The sequence below is a fragment of the Geodermatophilaceae bacterium NBWT11 genome, from assembly GCA_014218215.1.
Classification (GTDB): domain Bacteria; phylum Actinomycetota; class Actinomycetes; order Mycobacteriales; family Geodermatophilaceae; genus Klenkia.
In genome coordinates, this window is the sequence record CP043652.1 from 282271 (window position 1) to 304706 (window position 22436).

Here is a 22436-nt window from a genome sequence, read left to right on the forward strand (position 1 = left end):
CTGTCCGCGTGCAGGGCTTCGGAGTGGACGTCGGTGGCAGTGGCATCAAGGGGTGCCTGGTCGACCTCGAGCGGGGTGAGCTGGTCGGGGAACGGGTGCGCATCCCCACCCCGCAACCCGCGCTCCCCGACCCGGTCTACGACGTGATCGGCGACATCGTGGGCCAGTTCGGGTGGGAGGGACGCATCGGCGTCACGTACCCGGGCGTCATGAAGAGCGGCGTGGCCTACACCGCCGCCAACATGGACCCCACCTGGATCGGCACCGACATGGCCGCCGGTCTGGAGACCCGGATCCCGGGCACGGTGCAGACCCTCAACGACGCCGACGCCGCCGGGCTCGCCGAGATGGCCTACGGGGCCGGCAAGGGCCAGCGCGGCCTGGTCCTCATGCTCACCTTCGGCACCGGCATCGGCAGCGCGCTGTTCATCGACGGCCGGCTGGTCCCCAACACCGAGTTCGGGCACATCGAGGTCGACGGGCACGACGGGGAGAAGGCCGCCTCGGCCGCCGCCCGCGAGCGCGAGGACCTCTCCTACCCCGACTGGGCGAAGCGGGTCGACCGTTACCTGGACACCCTCGAGCGTGGGCTGTGGCCCGACCTCATCGTGGTCGGCGGCGGGGTGAGCAAGAAGGCGCACAAGTGGGTGCCGCTGCTGTCCACCCGCACCCGCGTCGTCCCCGCCCAGCTGCTCAACGACGCCGGCATCGTCGGCGCCGCTCTCGCCGCCGAGGAGCGCATCGGCCAGTAGCCGGTGGTCCTCCCCCGGGGGACACCCGAGGCGGTGCCGTACCGCAACCGGTGGTGGCCTTCGTCACGCTCGTTACACTGACAGCGCCGGCAACCGTCCTCGGTGGTGAGACCTCGGTCTCCCCGTGGCGGCGCCACCCCAGCACGGGAAGGGAAGTCGAGTGCCCGCCGCCAAGTCCGCAGCACCCTCCGTCGCACCCGTCGAGTCCGCTGCCGACGCAGCCGGCTCCACGACCACCCGGACCACGCGCTCCCCCGCCCGGAAGTCCAGCCGCACCAAGCCGACCATCTCGGCCTCCCCCGGCCAGGACCCGCCCGAGGGCACGGTGCTGACCGCCGTCACCACCCCCGAGGGCGCGGCTGCAGCCGTCGTCGCCGGCTCGACCGGGCTGACGCTGGACGCCGCCGCCGTCGTCGGCAAGGACGGCGTCGCCGAGGACAAGGACGACGACGAGACCGACGGCGGCACCGACACCGCCAAGGACGGCGCCCCCTCCACCGAGTTCGTCTGGGAGGACGAGGAGGAGTCCGAGGCGCTGCGCAAGGCGCGCAAGGACGCCGAGCTCACGGCCTCCGCCGACTCGGTCCGCGCCTACCTCAAGCAGATCGGCAAGGTCGCGCTGCTCACCGCCGAGGAGGAGGTCGACCTCGCCAAGCGGATCGAGGCCGGGCTCTACGGCTCCGAGCGGCTCAAGCAGGTCGAGGCCGAGGGCACGAAGCTGACCCCGCAGATGCGCCGGGACCTCAACTGGATCACCCGGGACGGCGAACGGGCCAAGAACCACCTGCTGGAGGCGAACCTCCGTCTGGTGGTCTCGCTGGCCAAGCGGTACACCGGCCGCGGCATGGCCTTCCTGGACCTGATCCAGGAGGGCAACCTCGGGCTCATCCGCGCGGTGGAGAAGTTCGACTACACCAAGGGCTACAAGTTCTCCACGTACGCGACGTGGTGGATCCGCCAGGCGATCACCCGCGCGATGGCCGACCAGGCGCGCACCATCCGCATCCCGGTGCACATGGTCGAGGTCATCAACAAGCTCGGCCGCATCCAGCGCGAGCTCCTGCAGGACCTGGGCCGCGAGCCCACGCCCGAGGAACTGGCCAAGGAGATGGACATCACCCCCGAAAAGGTGCTGGAGATCCAGCAGTACGCCCGGGAGCCGATCAGCCTCGACCAGAACATCGGCGACGAGGGCGACAGCCAGCTCGGTGACTTCATCGAGGACTCCGAGGCCGTCGTCGCCGTCGACGCGGTCAGCTTCACCCTCATGCAGGACCAGCTGACCAACGTGCTGCAGACCCTGTCCGAGCGGGAGGCCGGCGTGGTCAAGCTGCGCTTCGGGCTCACCGACGGCCAGCCGCGGACCCTCGACGAGATCGGCCAGGTCTACGGGGTCACCCGGGAGCGGATCCGCCAGATCGAGTCCAAGACGATGTCCAAGCTGCGCCACCCCAGCCGTTCCCAGGTGCTCCGCGACTACCTGGACTGAGGAAGGACCCCTCCGCCCCCCAGCCGACGCTCCGCGCCGGCCGGGGCCCTGCGGAGGGGCCGTTCCAGTCGCTCCCGACGGGTGAGGGCGGTCCGGGTTGGGACGACGGTGCACGGGTATCGGCGTACCGTGGGAGGGGTCAGCAGAGCAGCGGACCCCGCGTCGACCCCCTGGGTCGGCGGACCACAGATCCATCCCGCACGTGCACCACGAACACCCTGTAGGACCACCAAGTCCAGCGACGTCCCCTGCTCACCCGCTCCAGCACGACGGCCCACCGGGCCCCGACAGACCGCGATCGGCGAGTCGGGATCCAACTGGGTCGGATCGGGAACACCGGGGGCCATCCTGGCGCTGTGCAGGAGGCCGATCCGCAAGCGCGGGTCCGTGCGGTAGAGAGCGAGTGATGACCAGATGACCGAGACCCTGACGACGAGCCCGCCCACCGACGACCTGGTCGTGCCCTTCCACTGTGACCGCTGCGGGGCACTCGCCAAGGTGCGGGTGGTCCTCCCCAGTGGCAGCGACCTCGTCTTCTGCGGGCACCACGCCCGTGAGTACGACGCCAAGCTCCGCGACCTGTCCGCCGACATCATCGACGCAGACAGCGAGCAGCCCGTCTCCAGCTGATCGAGACGCTATCGTCGCCACCAGCGATGGAGCTCTCACCTGACGACGCCGCCGGCGCTCCGATCCCCACCAGGGTCGGGCACCGGCGGCGTCGTCACGCTCAGGGTGTGTCCCTGGACCAGATCGAGGCGGAGAACACCCGATGAGCGACCCGAACCCCCGCGACGGCGACCAGCCGGAGCAGGAGCCGGTGGCCGACGCCCCGTCCGCCCAGGACGAGGACAGCACCCAGCGCCTCGCGGCCGACGGAACCGTGGGCTCCGCCCGACCCGGCACCCCCGAGGCCCCGGCCGCACCCCGGCCTGCCGCTGCCGTCCCCCCGGTGCAGCAGCTCCCGCTGTCGCCCCGACGCCGCTCCCGCGACGAGCCCGCGCCCACGCCGGTCCCGGTCGAGCAGCTGCCCACCAGCGAGCTCCCGTCCGCCCGCCCGGCCGACGCGACCGTCGAGGCCGGCCCGACGGACGTGGCGGAGGAGACCCCCGCCCCGGTCCCGGCGCGGCCCGCCGGCCCGGTGATCCCCGAGCGCGAGGACGACGACGCCCCCACCGCGGTGGTCCCGGCGGCGGTCGTCCCGGCCGGCATCTTCGACGACGGACCGCGCGAGCCCGACGAGGACCCGACGGACGAGGACGACGCGACCACCGTCGTCCCGGCCGCGGCCGACACCCCACCCCCTGCTCCTCCGGTCGAGGACGACGGCACCGCCGACGAGCCGGGCCGACGCTGGTGGAAGCGGCCCGCGGTGCTCGCTCCCGTCGGCCTGCTGGTGGTCCTCGGCGTCGCGTACGGCGCCGACCTGCTGGTGGCCGGTGACGACGTGCCCCGCAACACCGTGGTGGCCGGCGTCGACATCGGCGGGATGTCGCCCGTGGCCGCTGCCGACACCCTCACCGCCGACCTGGCGCCGCGCGTCACCGCCGACCACGTGATCGTCGCCGACGACGTCCAGGGCGTCCTCTCCCCCGCGACCGCCGGCATCACCCTGGACGTCGACGCCACGGTGGACGCTGCGGGCGGTCAGCCGCTGAACCCGTGGACCCGCCTGACCTCGCTGTTCGGCGATCGGCAGGTCACCCCGGTGGTCACCGGGGACGAGACCGCGCTCGACGCCCAGCTCGAGCAGTTCGCCGGCGGGGTCGACCGCGCCCCCAGCGACGCCACCATCGCCGTGGAGGGCACCACCGCCTCCGTCGTCCCCGCCGTGACCGGCCGGATGCTCGACCGGGCCGGCGCCGCCGACGCGGTCACCGAGGCGCTGGCCTCCGGCGGAGACCCGGAGACCCCGATCGAGCTGCCGGTGGAGACCACCGACGTCCTGGTGCACGAGGACGCCGCCCAGCAGGCCCTCGACCAGACCGTGACCCCCGCGCTGTCGGGACCGGTCACCGTGGTCGGCGACGACGGCAGCGCCAGCGCGGAGGTCGGCGTCGAGGCCATCGCCGGCGCGCTGGTCTTCACCGGCCAGGAGGACGGCTCCCTGGCCGTGACCCTGGACCCGGCGGCCCTGCAGGCGTCCCTCGGTGACGAGCTCGGCGAGTTCGGCACCCCGGCCCAGGACGCGGAGTTCCAGGTCACCGGCAACGCCATCGCCGTCGTCCCCTCCGTGGACGGCACCGGCATCGACCCCACCGTGCTGGCCGGGCAGCTGCTGCCCGTGCTCACCCAGCCCGCCCCCCGACAGGTCACGGCGACCCTGGGCCCGGTGCCGGCGGACTTCACCACCGACGAGGCCAACGCACTCGGCATCACCGAGCAGATCAGCACCTTCACCACGAACTTCACCAACTCGGCCAGCGGCACCAACATCCGCGTCGTGGCCGGCGAGGTCGACGGTGCGGTCGTGCTGCCCGGGGACACCTTCAGCCTGAACGGCTACACCGGCCCCCGCGGCGAGGCCGAGGGCTACGTGCCCGCCGGCGTGATCAACAACGGTGAGTTCACCCAGGCGGTCGGCGGGGGCATCAGCCAGTTCGCCACCACGATGTTCAACGCCGTGTTCTTCGCCGGGCTCGAGGACGTCTTCCACAAGCCGCACAGCTACTACATCAGCCGCTACCCGGCCGGCCGCGAGGCCACCGTGTACTACGACTCGATCGACCTGTCCTGGCGCAACGACAGCCCGACCGGGGTCTACGTGCAGGCGGTCTGGCAGCCCGGCGCCCTCACGGTCACGTTCTGGGGCACCCAGCGCTACGAGATCGAGTCGGTCAGCAGCGACCGGTACAACGTGCGCACCCCGGTGGTCCAGGAGAAGCCCGACGACGGCAACTGCTCCCCGCAGGGCGGCGCCAACGGGTTCGACATCACCGTCACCCGGGTGTTCAAGGACCCCGCGACCGGTCAGCAGATCCGCACCGAGGACTTCCAGACGCGGTACGCGGCCGAGCCGGTCATCCGGTGCATCCCGGTCGCGCCCCCCGCTGCACCGGAGTCCACCGCTCCGGCGGCACCGGCCACCCCGGCCGGACGACGTCCGGTGCGCCCCCGCGCGGTCGGGGTCACCAGCTGACCCGTCCGGGTGGGCGTGGCGACACGCCGGACGGTTGGCCCGTGCACACTGGTGCGGTGGCGACCGTCCTCCCTCCCGGGTCCCCGGTGGACGGCGACCTGCCCGAACACCCGGACACGGGGCTGACCGCCACGGCCGGTGGCGCCACCCGGGTCGACGCCCCGCCCACCGTGGCCCGCAGCTGGCACCCCCGTGACCTGGTGGCCATGGTCACCGCACCGGTCCGGGTGCCGCTGCAGGTGCTCGGAAAGACCATCGCCAAGGCCTGGCACGACCGCATCCTGGGGCTGAGCGCCGAGGCGTCGTTCTGGCAGGTGCTGTCGGTCCCGCCGCTGCTCATCGGACTGCTCGGCTCGCTGGGCTACCTCGGGGTGTTCATCGGGGACAGCGCGGTCACCGAGATCGAGGACCGGCTCGTGGACCTCGCCTCGGAGGCACTGACCCCCACGGTCGTGGAGACCCTCGTCCAGCCGACGCTGACCGACATCCTCGGGTCGGGTCGGCTCGACGTGGTCAGCGTCGGGTTCCTGCTGTCGCTCTGGGCCGGGTCGTCGGCGACGGCGACGTTCGTCAACACCATCGTCATCGCCTACGACCAGCGCGACGTCCGCGGCCCGATCCGCACCCGGCTCATGGCCCTGGGGCTGTTCGTCGTGGGCCTGCTGGTCGCCGTGCTGTCCCTGCCCCTGCTGGTGCTGGGTCGCACGGCCCTGGTCGCGCTGCTGCCGGTCGGCTGGCAGGACACCGCGACCGTGCTGGTCAACGCCGTCTACTGGCCGCTGGTCCTGGTGCTGCTGGTGATCGTGCTGACCAGCCTCTACCACGTGGCCCTGCCCCGGCGGCTGCCGTGGCTGCGGCACCTGCTGGGGGCCGTGTTCGCGGTGGCGTTCTTCATCGCCGCGGCGCTGCTGCTGCGCACCTACGTGGCCGACATCCTCACCACCGCGCTCCCCTACGGCGCGCTGGCCGCGCCCATCGCGGCGCTGCTGTTCTGCTTCTTCCTCGGCATGTCGATCCTGCTGGGCGCCGAGCTCAACGCCACCGTCGAGGCCCGCTGGCCGGCCGGCCAGCGCCGGCACGACCGCCGCCGACGCCGCCGCCGCGCCGCCAAGATCCAGCTCGAGGCCCGCAAGATGGGCTTGCGCTAGCTCATTTTTTGAGCTGGGCGTAGACCTCCTTGCAGGGCTCGCACACCGGGCTGCCGGGCTTGGCGCTCTTGGTGACCGGGAAGACCTCGCCGCACAGGGCCTCGACCATGGTGCCCATGACCGCGCTCTCGGCGATCTTGTTCTTCTTGACGTAGTGGAAGACCTCGGGCCCCTGGTCGGTGCTGGAGTCGCGGACGTCGGGCCGCTCGAGGATCTCGGTGCTCACGGTGTGCTCCCTGCGTGGGTGGTGGTGGCCTGCCCGCCCATGATGGCAGCCGGGCCGGGGACGACGGAGGGGCCGCACCCGGTCGGGTGCGGCCCCTCGGCCGTGCGGTGCAGTGGTGCCGGCGGGTGTCTCAGCCGTCGATGACCCGGCCGGCGCTGGGCCGGCTCTCCAGGATCCGGTCGGGCGCGGGGACCTTGTACCGGTTGACGTCGAGCTTCTTCTTCGGCGGCCGGTCGTTGGCCATCACCACCGCGATCCACGGCAGCACCGTGCCCAGCACCGCGAACACGGCCATGAGCCAGACGGTCTGGTAGAAGACGCAGGCGAGCACCAAGCTCACCATGCGGATGAGCATCGTGACGACGTACCGCTTCTTGCGGGCGTCGTGCTGGTCGGCGCGACTCGGCTCGGCCTCGGTGATGAGGACCGGCTCGGACGAGCGGTTCGTGTGCTGCTGGCTCGAGGCCACGGACACCTTCCCTGTCGCTGGCCGGGGTGATCGGGTGGACGCGGGTCGGCGTCGGGCACGTGGTGTGCGGGCGACCGGCCCCGGAGCTCCCCGGCTCCTGTGGCCCATCGTGCCACCGTGTCCCGGGACGTGCAGCCACCCGGGTGCCAACGGCGCTTCCGCTGGCCCTCAGGCCGTGGGGTCCCCTGCCTTGGCGGCCTTCGCCGCGGCCTTCACCTGCTGCTTGAACGCCCGGACCTCCCCCAGCGACACCGGGTCGGTGACGTCGGCCACCGAGCGCCGGGCGCCGTCGTCCCCGTAGTCGCCGGCGGCCTCGCGCCAGCCGGGCGGGGTGACGCCGTACTGCTTGCCCAGCAGCGCCACCAGGATCTTCGCCTTCTGCGCCCCGAAGCCGGGCAGCTCGCCGATCCGCCGGAGCAGGGTGGCGCCGTCCGGGACGTCGCCCCAGAGGCCCTCGGCCCGGCCGTCGTACCGCTCCACGAGCAGCCGGCACACCGCCTGGGTGCGCTCGGCCATCGAGCCGGGGTAGCGGTGCACGGCGGGCGGGCCGGTGAAGACCTCCTTGAGGCGTTCGGGCGCGACCTCCGCCAGGTCCTGCGCCGACAGGGTCGACACCCCCAGCCGCTGGGCGAGCAGCGCCGGCCCGGCGAAGGCCCGCTCCATCGGGAACTGCTGGTCCAGCAGCATCCCCAGCACGAGCGCGAGGGGGTCGCGGCCGAGGAGCTCGTCCGCGGCGGGGTCCTGGGCGATCCGGATGTCGGGCACCCCGTCATCCTGCCGTGTCGCCGTCCCGGCAGGATCGGGTCCGTGCGTGCCGTGGTGACCCGGGTCAGCAGCGCCTCCGTCGAGGTGGACGGCGAGGTCGTGGGCGCGGTCGGGCGAGGCCTGCTGGCCCTGGTCGGGGTCCGCCGGGGCGACGGCGTCGACCAGGCCCGGGAACTGGCCCGCAAGGTCCACGGGCTGCGGGTGTTCCCGGGTGAGGACGGTGAGCGGTCGGCCTCGGACCTCGGTCTGCCGGTGCTGGTGGTCAGCCAGTTCACGCTCTACGGCGACACCCGCAAGGGACGTCGTCCCTCGTGGGTGGAGGCGGCCCCCGGCCCGGAGGCCGAACCGCTGGTGGACGCCGTCGTCGCCGAGCTGCGGGCCCGTGGGGCCGAGGTCGCCACCGGGGTCTTCGGGGCCTCGATGCGGGTGGCGTCGGTCAACGAGGGGCCGATGACCCTGCTGCTGGAGGTCTAGAGCGGGTCGTGTCTGGGCACAGGGTGGCCAGCGACACCCTGGCCGTCAGCTGTGAACGTGGTCGGCCAGGAACACCAGGGGGCGTTCCCGCCGTTGTGCAGGACGTACCACACGGGGTGAGAACCCCGCGGAGGCACCCGCCGGGAGGTGGGCGGACCGGTCCCCCGGTCGACACGCCCGGCAGGACCGCCAGCACCACCGGCGGACATCCGACCCCAGAGGCAAGGACGAAGACACATCGTGACGCTGCTGCAGTCCTCCCCCACCGACACCCTCGAGGTGCGCACTCCGCGCCGTGCGCCGGACACCAGCGGACTGGTGTCGACGGACCTGGTGCGCGTCTACCTCAACACCATCGGCAAGACCCCCCTGCTGACCGCCGTCGAGGAGGTCGAGCTGGCCAAGCGCATCGAGGCCGGCCTCTACGCCGAGCGCCTCCTCGTCGAGAAGCAGCTCAAGCCGGCCGCCAAGCGGGACTACAAGCTGCTCGTCGCCGACGGCAAGGCCGCCAAGCGCCACCTGCTGGAGGCCAACCTCCGCCTCGTGGTGTCGGTCGCCAAGCGGTACACCGGGCACGGCATGACGTTCCTGGACCTCATCCAGGAGGGCAACGTCGGCCTGATCCGGGCCGTGGAGAAGTTCGACTACGCCAAGGGCTTCAAGTTCTCCACCTACGCGACCTGGTGGATCCGTCAGGCGATCACCCGGGCGATGGCCGACAGCGGTCGCACCATCCGGCTGCCCGTCCACCTGGCCGAGCAGGTCAACAAGGTGGTGCGCACCCGGCGCCGGATGCACCAGGAGCTGGAGCGGGAGCCCACCGCCGAGGAGCTCGGCCTCGAGCTGGACATGACCGAGGAGCGGATCATCGAGCTCCTGGAGTACAGCCGCGACCTGGTCTCCCTCGACCAGACCGTCGGTGCCGACGAGGAGTCCCGGCTCGGTGACTTCATCGAGGACGCCGACGCCGCCGTGGCCGAGGACGCCGTGGCCTTCCAGATGATGAAGGGCGACGTGCGCACCGTGCTCGGCACCCTGGAGGACCGCGAGCGTGACGTCGTCATCATGCGGTTCGGCCTGGACGGCGAGCAGCCCCGCACCCTGGAGCAGATCGGCAAGCGCTTCGGGCTGTCCCGCGAGCGGGTCCGCCAGATCGAGCGCGAGACGATGAGCAAGCTGCGCGCCCCGGACCGGGCGGACGCCCTGCGCGACTACCTGGCCTGACGCGAACCCCGGAGCCCCGGTCACCCCTCGTGGGGTGACCGGGGCTCCGTCGTGTCTCAGGACCCGGTGAACATCCGCCGCGGGCCGGGGTCGACCCGCGCCGTGGGCGGACCGACCCGCACGGCGGCCCCGGCCACGACCAGCGAGCGCCCGCCGTGCCACGGGTTCGGCGGGCCCACGATCACCGGCTCCAGGGACAGCGACAGCACCTCGGGCAGGTCGTCGGCGAGCTGGGCGATGCGCAGCAGCAGTTCCTCCAGCGCCGGGACGTCGACCCGCTCGCTGCCCCGGTAGCCGTCCAGCAGCGGCCAGGCCCGAGGTGCCCGCACCAGCTCGGCGGCGTCGGTGTCGGTCAACGGCAGGGTGCGGAACGCCCGGTCGCCGAGCAGGTCCGTCGCCACCCCGCCCAGGCCGAAGCTGACCAGCGCCCCGAAGGACGGGTCGTCGACCACCTCGACCACGGTGGCCACCCCGGGGGCGGCCATCTCCTGCACGATCACCGGGTCGCCCGAGGGGATGGCCTCGAACCCGATCCGGACGTCCTCGGCGTCGCGCAGGTCCAGCCGGACCCCGCCGAGGTCGGAGCGGTGCCGCAGCCACGGGGCGGTGGACTTGAGCACCACCGGGTAGCCGATCTCCTCGGCGGCGGCGACCGCGGCGTCGGCGTCGGTGACCCGCCGGGTGCCCAGCAGCGGCACCCCGTAGGCGGCCAGCAGGGCGATGACCTCCTCGTCGGTGAGGTCCCGACCGCCGCCGTCGGCGAGCGCGCCCACCACCACGGCGCGGGCCGCAGCCTCGTCGATGCCCTCGAGCTCGGGCACCGTGCCGGCGGGGCGACGCCGCCAGCGGGCGTACTCCGCCATCCGGGCCAGGGCGATGACCGCCCGCTCCGGGGTGGAGAACGAGGGCACCGAGCCACGCTCGGGCATCCCGTCCTCCCCGCGCACCACCAGGTCGGCGTGGATGCCGTCGGTGGAGAGGAAGTTGGCGACCAGCGGCTTGGTGGACCCGATCGACACCTCGCGGAGCACCCGGCCGTAGGGCTGCACCCCCCGCACCAGCGGCGGCAGGAACACGGCGATGACCGCGTCCACCGTCTCGTCGTCCAGAGCGGCCTGGAGCGCGGCCCGGAACTCCTCGGGCCCGGCCTGGGTGCCGATGTCGACCGGGCGCTCGTGCGCCAGGGCCAGGCCCTGCTCAAGCACGGCGTCGGCGACCAGCACCCCCACCGCGGTGGAGTTGCCGACCACGGCGACCCGGTCACCGGCCGGCAATGGCTGGTGGGCCAGCAGCGTGCCGACGTCGAACAGCTCGGCCAGGGTCTCCACCCGGATCACCCCGGCGGAGGCGAACAGCGCCGCCACCGACTGCTCGGGGACGGTCACGCTGGTGCCGGCCAGCCCCGCGGTCATGCCCACGTGCCGGCCGCTCTTGACCGCCACGACCGGCTTCGTGCGGCCCACCCGGCGGGCGAGCCGGGCGAACTTGCGCGGGTTGCCGAAGCTCTCCAGGTGCAGCAGCACGACCTCCGTGCCCGGGTCGGTGGCCCAGTACTGGAGCATGTCGTTGCCGCTGACGTCGGCCCGGTTGCCGGCGGAGACGAAGCTGGACAGCCCGATCCCGCGGTCCCGGGCCCGCTCCAGCAGCATCACGCCCAGCGCACCGGACTGGGCGAAGAACCCGACCCGACCGCGGCCGGGCACCTGCGGGGCGAGGCTGGAGTTCAGCCGCACCGCGGGGTCGGTGTTGACCACGCCGAGGCAGTTGGGGCCCACGACGCGCATGCCGCTGGCCCGGGCTGCGGCCACGAACCGGCGCTCGGCGGCGCGGCCCTCGGGGCCGGTCTCGCCGAACCCGCCGGAGATGACGATCAGGCCCTTGACGTGCTTGCGCCGGCAGGCCTCGACGACCCCGGGCACCTCGTCGGCGGGCACGGCCAGGATCGCGAGGTCCACGTCGTCCGGGATGTCCTCGATGGTGGCGTGCGCCGGCACCCCGGCCACGTGCCGGACCGCCGGGTTGACCGGGTAGATCGGCCCGGCGAACCCGTAGTCGAGCAGGTGCCGCAGCACGGCGTGCCCGATCTTGGTGACGTCGTTGCTCGCACCGACGACGGCGACCGACCCCGGGGTGAGCAGCCGACCGATGGACCGGGACTCGCTGCGCTGCTCGCGCTCCCAGGTCACCGCCAGCGCCTGTTCGGTGGGCGCGATCGGGAAGGTCAGGTGGACGACGCCGTCCTCGTAGGAGCGACGGGCCTCGTAGCCGGCGTCCAGGAACACCCGGACCATCCCGGAGTTCTGGCTGAGCACCTCGGCGACGAACCGGGTGATGCCCTTCTCCCGGGCGGCGGCGGCGAGGTGCTCCAGCAGCACCGAGCCCAGACCACGCCGCTGGTGGGCGTCCTCGACGAGGAAGGCGACCTCGGCGTCGTCGGTGTCGGGGTAGCGGTCGTAGCGGCCCACGCCGATGAGCTCGTCGCCCAGCAGCACCACGAAGGCGACCCGGGCGACGTGGTCGACGTGGGTGAACCGGTAGAGGTCCTTGTCCGACAGCCTCTTCATCGGCCCGAAGAACCGGTAGTAGCGGGTCTGGTCGGAGCTGCGCTCCATCAGCCCGACGATGCCGTCGGCGTCCTCGGGGGTGATGGGGCGCAGGTGCACGGTGCCGCCGTCGGCGGCCACCACGTCGGCCTCCCACCCGGGGGGCGGCGTGGAGTGCTCGGGCACCGTCGGGTCCCCGACGATCGGCGGCGGCGCGGGAGCGGTCGGCTCCTCGGGGCTAGTCACGGGGGTCGTCCGGGTCGAGGCCGAACAGCGGGAAGGTGGCCGCGCGCGTGCGGCTGATGGCCCGGTCGACCCGGTTCTCGGTGAAGGGGTCCCAGCGCTGGAAGCCGGTCCACCCGCCCTCGGTCATCGAGGCCGGGGGCTCGGTGCGCAGCCCGCGGGCCAGCACGTCGCGCACCCAGGAGTCCGGCACCGGCGTCGTCGGCGACAGCGGGTCACCGCCCATCTCGGCGAGCAGGTGCGTCCAGGCCCGCGGCACGCAGCGCACCAGTCCGTAACCGCCGCCGCCCAGGGCGACCCACTTGCCGTCGCAGACCTCGTGGACCAGGTCGTGCACCGCCCGGTAGGAGGCGCGCTGGCCGTCCACGGTGAGCCCGAGGTCGGCCATCGGGTCCTCGTGGTGGGCGTCGCAGCCGCACTGGGTGACCACGATCTGCGGCGCGAAGGCCCGGACGACGCTGGGGACGACCGCGTGGAAGGCGCGCAGCCACCCCGAGTCGTCGGTGCCGTTGGGGAGCCCGAGGTTGACCGCCGTCCCCGGTGCCTTCTCCGACCCGGTCTCCTCGGGGAACCCGGTACCCGGCCACAGGGTGAGCGGCGTCTGGTGGATGCTCACCGTCAGCACCCGCGGGTCGTCGTAGAAGGCAGCCTGCACGCCGTCACCGTGGTGCACGTCGAGGTCGACGTAGGCGATCCGCTCGTAGCCCTGGCCCAGCAGCCACGCGATCGCGATCGCGGCGTCGTTGAAGACGCAGAAGCCGGCCGCCCGGTCGCGCATGGCGTGGTGCAGCCCGCCGGCGATGTTGGCCGCGTGCTGCGCCTTGCCCTCGTGCACCAGCCGCGCGGCGGTGACCGACCCGCCGGCGATGAGCGCGGAGGACTCGTACATGCCCTCGAAGACCGGGTTGTCGTCGGTGTCCAGACCGTGCCCGGCGCCCTGCGGGTCCAGCGGGGCCTTCTGCACGGCGTCCAGGTAGCCCTCGTCATGGACCAGGGTGAGCAGGTCCCGTCCGGCGGTCTCGGGCGCCACTACGGTGATGCGGTCGTTGGACAGCACCCCGAGCTGCTCGGCCAGCCGCATCGTGAGGTCCAGCCGGACCGGGTGCATCGGGTGGTCCCCACCCATCGTGTAGCCCAGCAGCGCGTCGTCCCACACCACCGAGACGGCGTCACTCACGGTCGTTCCCAGCGGTCGGCCTCATCGCCTCATCACCGACCGGACGCTACCGGGGTCGGGGGCGTCGCGCGCCGCCTCGCGCGGCTGCCCGGGATGGCGCGGCCCCCGTAGAGTCGGGGCAGACCCCGACGGAGGAGCCTGCTGCTGTGAACGACCTCATCGACACCACCGAGATGTACCTCCGCACCGTCTTCGAGCTCGAGGAGGAGGGGATCACCCCCCTCCGCGCCCGCATCGCCGAGCGCCTGCACCAGAGCGGCCCCACCGTGAGCCAGACGGTGGCCCGGATGGAGCGCGACGGACTGCTCTCCGTCGAGGGCGACCGCCACCTGCAGCTGTCCCCGGAGGGCCGCGCGCTGGCCACCGCGGTGATGCGCAAGCACCGGCTGGCCGAGTGCCTGCTCGTGGACGTGATCGGTCTGGACTACGCCGACGTGCACGAGGAGGCCTGCCGCTGGGAGCACGTGATGAGCGAGGCCGTGGAGCGCAAGCTGCTGACGCTGCTGGGCAACCCGCACGTGTCGCCGTTCGGCAACCCCATCCCCGGCCTGGACGCCCTCGGCGGCGCCGCGACGCCGTCGCAGGACGCGCTGACCCTGCTCTCCACCTCGGCCACCCCCGAGGGCGCCCCGGTGGTGGTGCGCCGGATCTCCGAGCAGCTGCAGGAGGACGCCGACCTGCTCCGCTCCCTGGCCGACCAGGGCGTCCGCCCGGGCAGCACCGTGACGGCCTCGCTGGTCGGCGGCCAGGTGGCCATCGACGGAGAGGTGCTGTCCCCCGGGGTCGCCCAGCACGTGTTCGTCAGCCCCGCCGAGGTGGAGGAGCCGGTCTCCGCCGGCTGAGCCCCGGGCCCGGCCGGGTGCCCCGATTTCGTTCGCCGGGCTCACGACCGGGTCACTAGGCTGGGCGGCATGACCGACCACACGGCTGACCAGCCGGAGCCCGCACCCACCCCCTTCCACCGGCTGTCCGACTTCGTCGCGCTGCCGCGGCTGGGCGGGTTGGCCCTGTCGCCGGACGGCTCCCGGCTGGTCACCTCGATCGCGACGCTGGCCGCGGACCGGAAGACCTGGCAGTCGGCGCTGTGGGAGCTCGACCCGACCGGACGGGCCGACGCCCGGCGGCTGACCCGCAGCAGCCCCGGCGAGTCCGGCCCGGTGTTCGCCCCTGACGGCTCGTTGCTGTTCACCTCGGCTCGCCCCGACCCCGACGCCGGCAAGGACGCCGGGGAGCCCAAGCCCGCGCTGTGGACCCTGCCCGCCGAGGGCGGCGAGGCCCGGTTGGTGCTCGGCCGGAAGAACGGGGTGTCCGGCGTCGACGTGGCCGCCGACACCGGCGCCGTCGTCGTGGTCGCCTCCACGACCCCGGGCACCGCGGACGCCGAGGGCGACGACGCCCGCCGGACCGCCCGGAAGGACGCCGGGGTGTCGGCGATCCTGCACGAGGCCTACCCGGTGCGGTACTGGGACCACGACCTGGGACCGACGGTGCCGCACGTGTTCTTCCTCGACGCCCTGCCGGCCGAGGGGGCCGACGCACCCACCTGGCGTGACCTCACCCCGGACGCCGGGCCCCCGAACGGGGCCGGCAGCGACGTCGCGCTCTCCCCCGACGGCCGCTGGGTGGCCCGCAGCGAGGAGGTGCCCGACGGCGCCGCGTCGTGGCGGAACCGTCTCGTGGTCACCGACACCGCGTCCGGGGAGACCCGCGTGCTGGTCGACGACCCGGCCGCCGACGTGTCCGGGGCGTCCTGGTCGCCGGACTCCACCCGCGTGGTCGCGGTCCGGGAGAGCGTCACCACCCAGGAGCTGCCGCCGGACTACACGCTGCTGCTCGTCGACGTCGCCGCCGGGACCAGCACCGACCTGACGGCGGGCTTCGACCGGTGGCCGTCGGCGCCGCAGTTCGATGCCGCGGGCGAGGCCGTGTACTTCCTCGCCGACGAGGACGGCCGGCACGCGCTGTTCCGCGTGGTCGAGGGCGAGGCCCCGGTGCGGCTGACCCGGGACGGCGCGTACAGCGACCTGCAGGTGGCGCGGGACGGGTCGGCGCTCTACGCGCTGCGCTCGGCCTACGACTCCCCGCCGGTGCCGGTGCGGCTGGACCCCACGGCGACCGACCAGCAGCCCGACCCGCTGCCCAACCCGGGCACGATCGCTGCCTACCCGGGCACCCTGCGTGAGCTGCGGGCCACCGCGGCCGACGGTGCCGAGGTCCAGTCCTGGCTCGTGCTGCCCGAGGGCGCCACCGCCGAGCAGCCCGCCCCGCTGGTGCTGTGGATCCACGGCGGGCCGCTGATGAGCTGGAACGGCTGGTCGTGGCGGTGGACGCCGTGGGTGCTGGCCGCCCGCGGCTATGCGGTGCTGCTGCCCAACCCGGCGCTGTCCCAGGGCTTCGGGCAGGACTTCGTCCGCCGCGGGTGGGGCAACTGGGGGGCCGCGCCGTACACCGACCTGATGACCGCGGTGGACGCCGCGGTGGAGCTGCCCGAGGTCGACGGCACCCGGACGGCGGCGATGGGCGGCTCGTTCGGCGGCTACATGGCCAACTGGGTCGCCACCCAGACCGACCGGTTCGACGCGATCGTCACCCACGCCAGCCTCTGGCACCTGGACGGCTTCATCGGGGCCACCGACGCCGCCTACTACTGGGAGAAGGAGTTCGGCGACCCGCTCACCGAGCCGGCCCGCTACGAGGCGAACTCCCCGCACCGGTACGCCGACGCGATCACCACGCCGATGCTCGTGATCCACGGCGACAAGGACTACCGGGTGCCGATCGGCGAGGGCCTGCGGCTCTGGTACGACTTGCAGAAGCGCGGGGTGCCCTCGAAGTTCCTCTACTTCCCGGACGAGAACCACTGGGTGCTCACCCCCGGCAACGCGGTGGTCTGGTACGAGACGGTGCTGGCGTTCCTGGCCGAGCACGTGCTCGGTGCGGACTGGGAGCGTCCTGCGCTGCTCTGACCCCTCCACGCCCTGATCGCTCACCCGGCCCGGCGCCCCTCGGCGACGGGCCGGTGGTCCGTGGCGTCCAGCCCGGCGAGGAAGCGGCGGAGGTCGTGCGGGGGCAGGGCCGCGGCCAGCGCCGCCCGGAGCGTCAGCGCGAACGGGTGGCCGGGCTGCCCGTCCAGGGCCCGGTCCAGGGCGATCGAGGCGGTGGTGCCGTCACCGCGGCTCCACGCCGTCACCGCGAGCAGGGTGGCCGGGGCGACGTCCAGCGGGGCGGGGACCCGGCGGAGGACCTCGGTCCACAGCGTCTCGGCCGCTGCGGCGTCCTCCCCGAGCCCGAGGGTCAGCGCGCGGCCGCGCAGCTCGGTGTCCCCGACCGCCCACGCGACCCGGGCCAGCGCCTCGTCGTCCGGCTGCGTCCGGCTGCCGGGGCGGCACAGCTCCAGGGCGGTGAGCACCGACGCCCAGGACTCCTCGGCCCACTGCTCCCACCCCACCTGCGACAGCCGGGCCGCGTGACCGGCCCCGACCCGGGCGCAGACCCGGGCCGCCGCCGCGGCGGCCGGCCCGGAGACGCGGGCGGTCCGGGCCACGAGGGCGGCCCGGTCGGGGGCGGTCACCTGCCCGGCGTAGGCGCTCGCCGCGGCCAGGGCGCTGGTCCCGGTGGGCAGCGTCCGTCCGGCGCCGTCCGCGGGGTCGTCGTAGTCCCAGCAGCGTCCCCCGCGCACCAGCAGCGTCTCGGTCACCCGGATGCCGGCGCGCACCAGCGCAGCGGTCACCTCGTGCAGGAGAGCGAGCCGCGGCAGTGTCGACCCCTGCAGGACCGGCCACGGCTCGTCGGGGTCCTCGGTGACCACGAGCACGACCGCCACGGTGGGCCGCCCAGGACGCAGCGCGTCGACCAGCTCGCCCGCCAGCGCCCGTTCGCGACCGGGAGGTGGCAGGTCCACGCGCAGCGTGAGACCCACCCGCCGGTCCCCGCCGAGCGCGACGACGACCAGCGACTCCTCGGGGGCGAACCCCAGGAGCTGTGGCAGTGCGGCGGCGATGCCGGGGCCGGCGCTGACCTGGACGCAGGGACGGTCGGGGGGCGGGAGGTCGTGGTCCATGCCGGCAGCCTGGCCGCGACCGGAGCCGTTGGGCCGTCCGGTGCCGCCCCTGGGGATCGACCCCCCGGATGTGGACGACGACGAGCAGGGCCGCCCCCCGGTGTGCTCCGGGGGACGGCCCTGTCGGGGTGGTGCCGGGGTCAGTCGAGTGCGTCGGCCTGGTACTCGTAGGCCTGCTGCAGGAGCGGGCCGAACGAGGCCTCGTCGACGGTGCCGCCCAGGCTGGTGCTGGTCAGGGTGAGGAGCCGGTCGCCGTCGGCCACGATGCCGACCAGCGCCGGGATGGAGATGGCCGTGCCGTCCGGCCCGGTCACCGTGGTGGTGTAGCTGACCGCGGCCGACCCGTCCCCGAGGTCGGGCACGTCGACGGCGGTGAAGCTGACGGTGGCGGTGCCGATCTCCGGGGAGGTGATGGTGGCCTCGGGGCAGGTCTCGGCGGCGGAGGCGAGGTCACCGACGGGGTCCTCGACCGAGCCGCCCGAGGTGAGCAGCTGCACGACGATCGAGGACGCGGACTGGGCGCTCTGCGCGGCGAAGTCGTCGAAGTCCTCGAGGCCGGGCTGGCTGTCCTGCACGGCGGCGGCGCAGGACTCCGGGGTGATGGTGAGGCCCTCGGTGTCGGCGGCGAGCGCGGCGCCGGCGGCCAGCTCCTCCTCGCTGAGCGGGGCGACGGTGGCGTCGGCCCCGAAGGCGTCGGCGGGGAGCAGCCCCGCCGTGAGGTCCACCGGGGCGGCGGACTCCTCGGACTCCGAGGTCGACGCCGCGGACGAGGAGTCCGACGACGCCGGGGAGGCGGAGCCCTCCTCCGTGCTGCCGCAGCCGGCGAGCACGAGCGCGGTCGACAGACCGGTGGCGAGGACCAGCGGGGTCCGGGACAGACGGGCGCGGTGCAGGATGATCACGCGCGACATCCGATCACGGCCCGTCTCGGACCGCGCTCCCGGGTCAGCCCAGCGTGTCGGCGGCGTGACCCACCGCAGTCGCGAGCAGCTCGTCGAACGCGGCGGCGTCGGTGGTGCCGAGCCCGCCGCGGACCAGGGTCAGCACGCGGTCCCCGTCGGAGACGACGCCGAGCATCGCCGCCGCGGTCATCGGGGTGCCACCGGGCTGGGTGAGGGTGGCCGTCACCGGGACGACGGCTGCGGCGTCGCCGAGGTCGGGGGTGGTGACGGCGCCGTAGGTGACCACGGCATCGCCCATCGGCGTGGTGATCGTGGCCGTGGGGCAGGCGGCGACCGCGTCGGTCAGCGTGCCGACGACCGTGTCGGCCGGCCCGCCGACGGTCAGGAGCTCGGCGGTCGCGGCGAAGCCGGCGCGGGCGACCTGTCCGGCGGCGTCGGTGATGGCGGCGGGGTCCCCGAGGGCGGAGACGGCGGCCTGCACGGCGGTGACGCACGTGTCGGGGGTGACCGTCACCGAGCCGGGGTCGACCCCGGCGGCCTGGCCCTGCGCGGAACCGAGCGCCTCCTGCAGCTGACCGGCGGTCACCGGGGTGACCTCGGCACCGGGGGCGAACTCCTCGGCGGGCAGCAGACCGTCGGCGAGCTCTGCGGCGTCGTCGGTGGCTGCGGCCGGCTGCACCGAGACGGACGCGGCGGAGTCGGCCTGCGACGTCGTCCCGCAGCCGGCCAGCAGCAGGGAGGCGGAGGCGGCAGCGGCGAGCGGGAGGAACAGGGTGCGACGCATCTCCCGACGGTAAGGGTTCGGGGCCGCTGCGCGCACGGAGACCGTCGCACCCGCTCGTTACAGTCCGCCGCATGGGACGGTCGCTGCGCATCGCACTCCTGTCCTACCGCTCCAAGCCGCACAGCGGCGGGCAGGGCGTGTACGTCCGGGCGTTGTCCCGGGAGCTCCGCGAGCTGGGCCACCGGGTCGAGGTCGTCAGCGGGCAGCCCTGGCCCGAGCTGGACGACGGGGTGCCGCTGACGAAGCTGCCGAGCCTGGACCTCTACCGGGAACCCGACCCGTTCCGCACCCCGCACTGGCGGGAGTTCCGCGACTGGGTCGACGTCGCCGAGTACGCCGCGATGTGCACCGCGGCCTTCCCCGAGCCGCTGACCTTCTCGCTGCGCGCGGCCCGGATGCTGCGGGCCCGCCGGCACGAGTTCGACCTCGCGCACGACAACCAGTCGCTGGGGTGGGGGCTCCTGCGCACCGGGCTGCCGACCGTGGCCACCGTGCACCACCCGGTCGCCATCGACCGCCGGCTCGAGCTCGACGCAGCGACGTCGCTGCGCCGCCGGGTCACGCTGCGCCGCTGGTACGCCTTCACCGGCATGCAGGCCAAGGTCGCCCGGCGGCTCGACGGCGTCACGACCGTGTCGACCAACAGCCGCACCGACATCGGCACCCACCTGGGGCTGGCCCCCGAACGGGTGGAGGTCATCCCGGTGGGCATCGACCCCGACGTGTTCACCCCGGTCGACCGGCCGCGGGACGACGCGCACGTCGTGGTCACCACCAGCGCCGACGTCCCGCTCAAGGGCCTCGTACCGCTGCTGGAGGCGGTCGCCAAGCTGCGCACCGAGCGCGAGTTGCGGCTCACCGTGGTCGGCTCGGCGAAGCCGGGCGGGCTGGCCGCGGTGGCGGTCGACCGGCTGGGGCTGGCGGACGCCGTCCGCTTCACCGGGCCGCTCCCCCAGGCCGAGCTGGTCGCGGTGCTGCAGTCGGCCACGGTCGCCGCCGTCCCGTCGCTGTACGAGGGCTTCTCGCTGCCGGCCATCGAGGCGATGGCCTGCGGCACGCCGCTGGTCGCCACCGACGCCGGCGCGCTGCCCGAGGTGGTCGGTGACGCGGCGGTGCAGGTCCCGGCGGGGGACGTCGACGCCCTCGCGGCCGCGCTGGCCCGGGTGCTCGACGACCCTGCGCTCCAGCGGCACCTGGGCACCGCCGGCCGGGCCCGGGTGCTGGAGAACTACACGTGGCGGGCGACCGCCGTGGCCACGGCCGCCTGGTACGAGGAGGTGCTGGCCCGGTGCTGACCGTCGACTACGACCGCCTGGACGTGCGGGCCGGGCACACCGTGCTCGACCTGGGGTGCGGCGAGGGCCGACACGCCTTCGAGGCCTACCGGCGGGGCGCGACGGTGGTGGCACTGGACTGGGGCACGTCCGAGGTGACGACGACGCAGACCTGGCTCGGTGCCATCGACGCGGCCGGCGAGGCGCCGGCCGGGGCCGTGGCCACAGCGGTGCGCGGTGACCTGCTGCACCTGCCGGTGCCCGACGTCAGCGTGGACCGGGTGATGGCCTCGGAGGTGCTCGAGCACATCCCCGACGACGCGGCGGCCTTCGCCGAGATCGCCCGGGTGCTCAAGCCCGGCGGGCGGGTCGCGGTGACCGTGCCCCGGTACGGGCCCGAGCGGGTCTGCTGGGCGCTGAGCGAGGAGTACCACGCCAACGAGGGCGGCCACATCCGGGTCTACCGGGCCGACACCGTGCGGGCCCGGCTGCGGGCGGCCGGGCTGGTGCCCGGTGGCAGCCACCACGCGCACTCCCTGCACGCGCCGTACTGGTGGCTCAAGTGCGCGGTCGGCGTGGAGCGGGACACCGCCGTCGTCCGCGCCTACCACCGCCTCCTGGTGTGGGACCTGACGAAGCGCCCGTGGGCGACCCGGACGGCGGAGCGGCTGCTGGACCCGGTGATCGGCAAGAGCCTGGTCGTCTACGCCGACAAGCCCGCGTGAGCGACCTCCCCGAGGTGCCCGGCGTGCTGGACGCCGGCCAGGTCGCGGAGACGGTGGCGGCGATCGCCGCCGAGCAGTCCGCGGACGGGATGCTGCCCTGGTGGCGGGGCGGTCAGCTGGACGCCTGGGACTCCGTCGAGGCAGCGATGGCGCTGGCCGTGGGCGGTGAGCACGACCGGGCCGCGGCCGCGCTGGACTGGCTGTGCGACCGGCAGGGTCCGACCGGGGGCTTCCCCGCCGAGTGGCGCGACGGCGCGGTCACCGCGCCCGGGGTGGAGAGCAACCACGCCGGCTACCTCGCGGTCGGCGTGCGACACCACGGGCTGGTCACCGGGGACGAGCAGGCCCAGGAGCGCTGGTGGCCGCACGTGCGGCGGGCGCTGGACCTGGTGACGACGATGCAGCTGCCCAGCGGCGGGATCGGCTGGGCCCTGCGCCCCGACGGCACGCCCGACGACACCGCCCTGCTCACCGGCAACGCCAGCCTGCTCCAGGCGCTGCGCTGCGGCATCGCGCTCGCCGACGCGCGCGACGACCCGCAGCCGCACTGGGACCTGGCCGCCGCCGACCTGCAGACCGCGCTCACCGGCCGGCCGGACGCCTTCGCCGACCGGTCGCGGTTCTCGATGGACTGGTACTACCCGGTGCTCGGTGGGGCGCTGACCGGGCCAACCGCCCGGGCCCGGCTGGCCGGGAGCTGGGACGCCTTCGTCGTCCCCGGGCTGGGCGTGCGGTGCGTGGCCGACCGGCCGTGGGTGACCGGGGCGGAGACCTGCGAGCTGGCGATCGCGCTCGCCGCGGCCGGGCAGCGGGACGCCGGGATCGAGCAGCTCGCCGCGATGCAGCACCTGCGGGACGACGACGGCGGTTACTGGACCGGCTACGTCTTCGCCGACGACGCCGTCTGGCCGGTCGAGCGGACGACGTGGACGGCGGCCGCGGTGGTCCTGGCGGCCGACGCGCTGTCCGGGGCGACCCCGGGGGCCCGCCTGTTCACCGACCCCGCGCGCCCGGGTCAGGTCGTCGGGGAGCACCGCTGAGC

At 74.2% G+C, this 22436-nt stretch carries 20 protein-coding genes; 12 read left to right on the plus strand and 8 right to left on the minus strand.

Annotated elements, in window-relative coordinates:
* Positions 1 to 8 precede the first annotated feature (8 nt).
* The 5 genes from F1C76_01330 to F1C76_01350 all read left to right on the plus strand — a co-directional run bounded on the left by F1C76_01330 (position 9) and on the right by F1C76_01350 (position 6528).
* Positions 9 to 752: an ROK family protein gene (locus tag F1C76_01330; GenBank protein QNG35428.1), complete on the plus strand. Its 744-nt coding sequence runs from the start codon at positions 9 to 11 to the stop codon at positions 750 to 752.
* A 160-nt stretch (positions 753 to 912) separates the two neighbouring features.
* Entirely contained in the window at positions 913 to 2241 is a 1329-nt protein-coding gene (locus tag F1C76_01335; protein QNG35429.1) for an RNA polymerase sigma factor, read from the plus strand.
* Between the two features lie 414 nt (positions 2242 to 2655).
* Positions 2656 to 2871, plus strand: coding sequence for a hypothetical protein (locus tag F1C76_01340; protein ID QNG35430.1), 216 nt, complete (start codon positions 2656 to 2658; stop codon positions 2869 to 2871).
* A gap of 142 nt (positions 2872 to 3013) precedes the next feature.
* Positions 3014 to 5380 carry a vanomycin resistance protein VanB gene (locus F1C76_01345; protein QNG35431.1) on the plus strand — a complete coding sequence of 789 codons (2367 nt, stop codon included), beginning with the start codon at positions 3014 to 3016 and terminating at the stop codon, positions 5378 to 5380.
* Between the two features lie 206 nt (positions 5381 to 5586).
* Complete coding sequence (locus F1C76_01350) at positions 5587 to 6528, plus strand: YihY/virulence factor BrkB family protein (GenBank protein QNG38923.1); 942 nt, start codon at positions 5587 to 5589, stop codon at positions 6526 to 6528.
* A gap of 1 nt (position 6529) precedes the next feature.
* On the opposite strand, the gene F1C76_01355 is transcribed toward F1C76_01350, so the two are convergent.
* The 3 genes from F1C76_01355 to F1C76_01365 all read right to left on the minus strand — a co-directional run bounded on the left by F1C76_01355 (position 6530) and on the right by F1C76_01365 (position 7988).
* A complete protein-coding gene (locus tag F1C76_01355; GenBank protein ID QNG35432.1) occupies positions 6530 to 6754 on the minus strand; it encodes a DUF3039 domain-containing protein in 225 nt (74 codons plus the stop codon).
* Between the two features lie 130 nt (positions 6755 to 6884).
* Positions 6885 to 7331, minus strand: coding sequence for a DUF3099 domain-containing protein (locus tag F1C76_01360; GenBank protein QNG35433.1), 447 nt, complete (start codon positions 7329 to 7331; stop codon positions 6885 to 6887).
* A gap of 60 nt (positions 7332 to 7391) precedes the next feature.
* Positions 7392 to 7988, minus strand: a complete 597-nt coding sequence (locus tag F1C76_01365) for a Fe-S cluster assembly protein HesB (protein QNG35434.1) — start codon at positions 7986 to 7988, stop codon at positions 7392 to 7394.
* Positions 7989 to 8030: 42 nt separating this feature from the next.
* Here F1C76_01365 and F1C76_01370 point away from each other — a divergent pair, with 42 nt between their 5' ends.
* Positions 8031 to 8462 (plus strand): D-tyrosyl-tRNA(Tyr) deacylase, encoded by a 432-nt coding sequence (locus F1C76_01370; GenBank protein QNG35435.1) that lies wholly within the window; start codon positions 8031 to 8033, stop codon positions 8460 to 8462.
* 240 nt (positions 8463 to 8702) lie between these two features.
* Positions 8703 to 9686: a sigma-70 family RNA polymerase sigma factor gene (locus F1C76_01375; protein QNG35436.1), complete on the plus strand. Its 984-nt coding sequence runs from the start codon at positions 8703 to 8705 to the stop codon at positions 9684 to 9686.
* A gap of 56 nt (positions 9687 to 9742) precedes the next feature.
* Here F1C76_01375 and F1C76_01380 read toward each other — a convergent pair whose 3' ends face one another.
* Together F1C76_01380 and F1C76_01385 are read right to left on the minus strand one after the other, a co-directional pair.
* The gene (locus F1C76_01380; protein QNG38924.1) at positions 9743 to 12433 is read right to left on the minus strand and encodes a GNAT family N-acetyltransferase; all 2691 of its coding nucleotides are present in this window, start codon (positions 12431 to 12433) and stop codon (positions 9743 to 9745) included.
* Between the two features lie 34 nt (positions 12434 to 12467).
* Positions 12468 to 13649, minus strand: coding sequence for an acetoin utilization protein AcuC (locus tag F1C76_01385; protein ID QNG35437.1), 1182 nt, complete (start codon positions 13647 to 13649; stop codon positions 12468 to 12470).
* 146 nt (positions 13650 to 13795) lie between these two features.
* On the opposite strand from F1C76_01385, the gene F1C76_01390 reads away from it, so the two are divergent.
* Positions 13796 to 14491, plus strand: a complete 696-nt coding sequence (locus tag F1C76_01390) for a metal-dependent transcriptional regulator (protein QNG35438.1) — start codon at positions 13796 to 13798, stop codon at positions 14489 to 14491.
* A gap of 69 nt (positions 14492 to 14560) precedes the next feature.
* Positions 14561 to 16615: a S9 family peptidase gene (locus F1C76_01395; GenBank protein ID QNG35439.1), complete on the plus strand. Its 2055-nt coding sequence runs from the start codon at positions 14561 to 14563 to the stop codon at positions 16613 to 16615.
* Positions 16616 to 16635: 20 nt separating this feature from the next.
* On the opposite strand, the gene F1C76_01400 is transcribed toward F1C76_01395, so the two are convergent.
* The 3 genes from F1C76_01400 to F1C76_01410 form a co-directional block, all read right to left on the minus strand.
* Positions 16636 to 17709: a DUF4192 domain-containing protein gene (locus F1C76_01400; protein QNG35440.1), complete on the minus strand. Its 1074-nt coding sequence runs from the start codon at positions 17707 to 17709 to the stop codon at positions 16636 to 16638.
* A 140-nt stretch (positions 17710 to 17849) separates the two neighbouring features.
* Complete coding sequence (locus F1C76_01405; GenBank protein ID QNG35441.1) at positions 17850 to 18611, minus strand: hypothetical protein; 762 nt, start codon at positions 18609 to 18611, stop codon at positions 17850 to 17852.
* Between the two features lie 43 nt (positions 18612 to 18654).
* Positions 18655 to 19395 carry a hypothetical protein gene (locus F1C76_01410; GenBank protein QNG35442.1) on the minus strand — a complete coding sequence of 247 codons (741 nt, stop codon included), beginning with the start codon at positions 19393 to 19395 and terminating at the stop codon, positions 18655 to 18657.
* An 83-nt stretch (positions 19396 to 19478) separates the two neighbouring features.
* Here F1C76_01410 and F1C76_01415 point away from each other — a divergent pair, with 83 nt between their 5' ends.
* From F1C76_01415 to F1C76_01425, 3 genes are read left to right on the plus strand one after another with little or no spacing between them, the layout of a single operon-like run.
* Entirely contained in the window at positions 19479 to 20690 is a 1212-nt protein-coding gene (locus tag F1C76_01415; protein ID QNG38925.1) for a glycosyltransferase family 4 protein, read from the plus strand.
* On the plus strand, positions 20684 to 21394 hold the full coding sequence (locus F1C76_01420; GenBank protein QNG35443.1) for a class I SAM-dependent methyltransferase: 711 nt from the start codon (positions 20684 to 20686) through the stop codon (positions 21392 to 21394). The genes F1C76_01415 and F1C76_01420 overlap by 7 nt, the downstream gene beginning before the upstream one ends.
* Positions 21391 to 22434 (plus strand): prenyltransferase, encoded by a 1044-nt coding sequence (locus tag F1C76_01425; protein QNG35444.1) that lies wholly within the window; start codon positions 21391 to 21393, stop codon positions 22432 to 22434. Before F1C76_01420 ends, F1C76_01425 begins: the two co-directional genes overlap by 4 nt.
* The last annotated feature ends 2 nt before the right edge of the window (positions 22435 to 22436 follow it).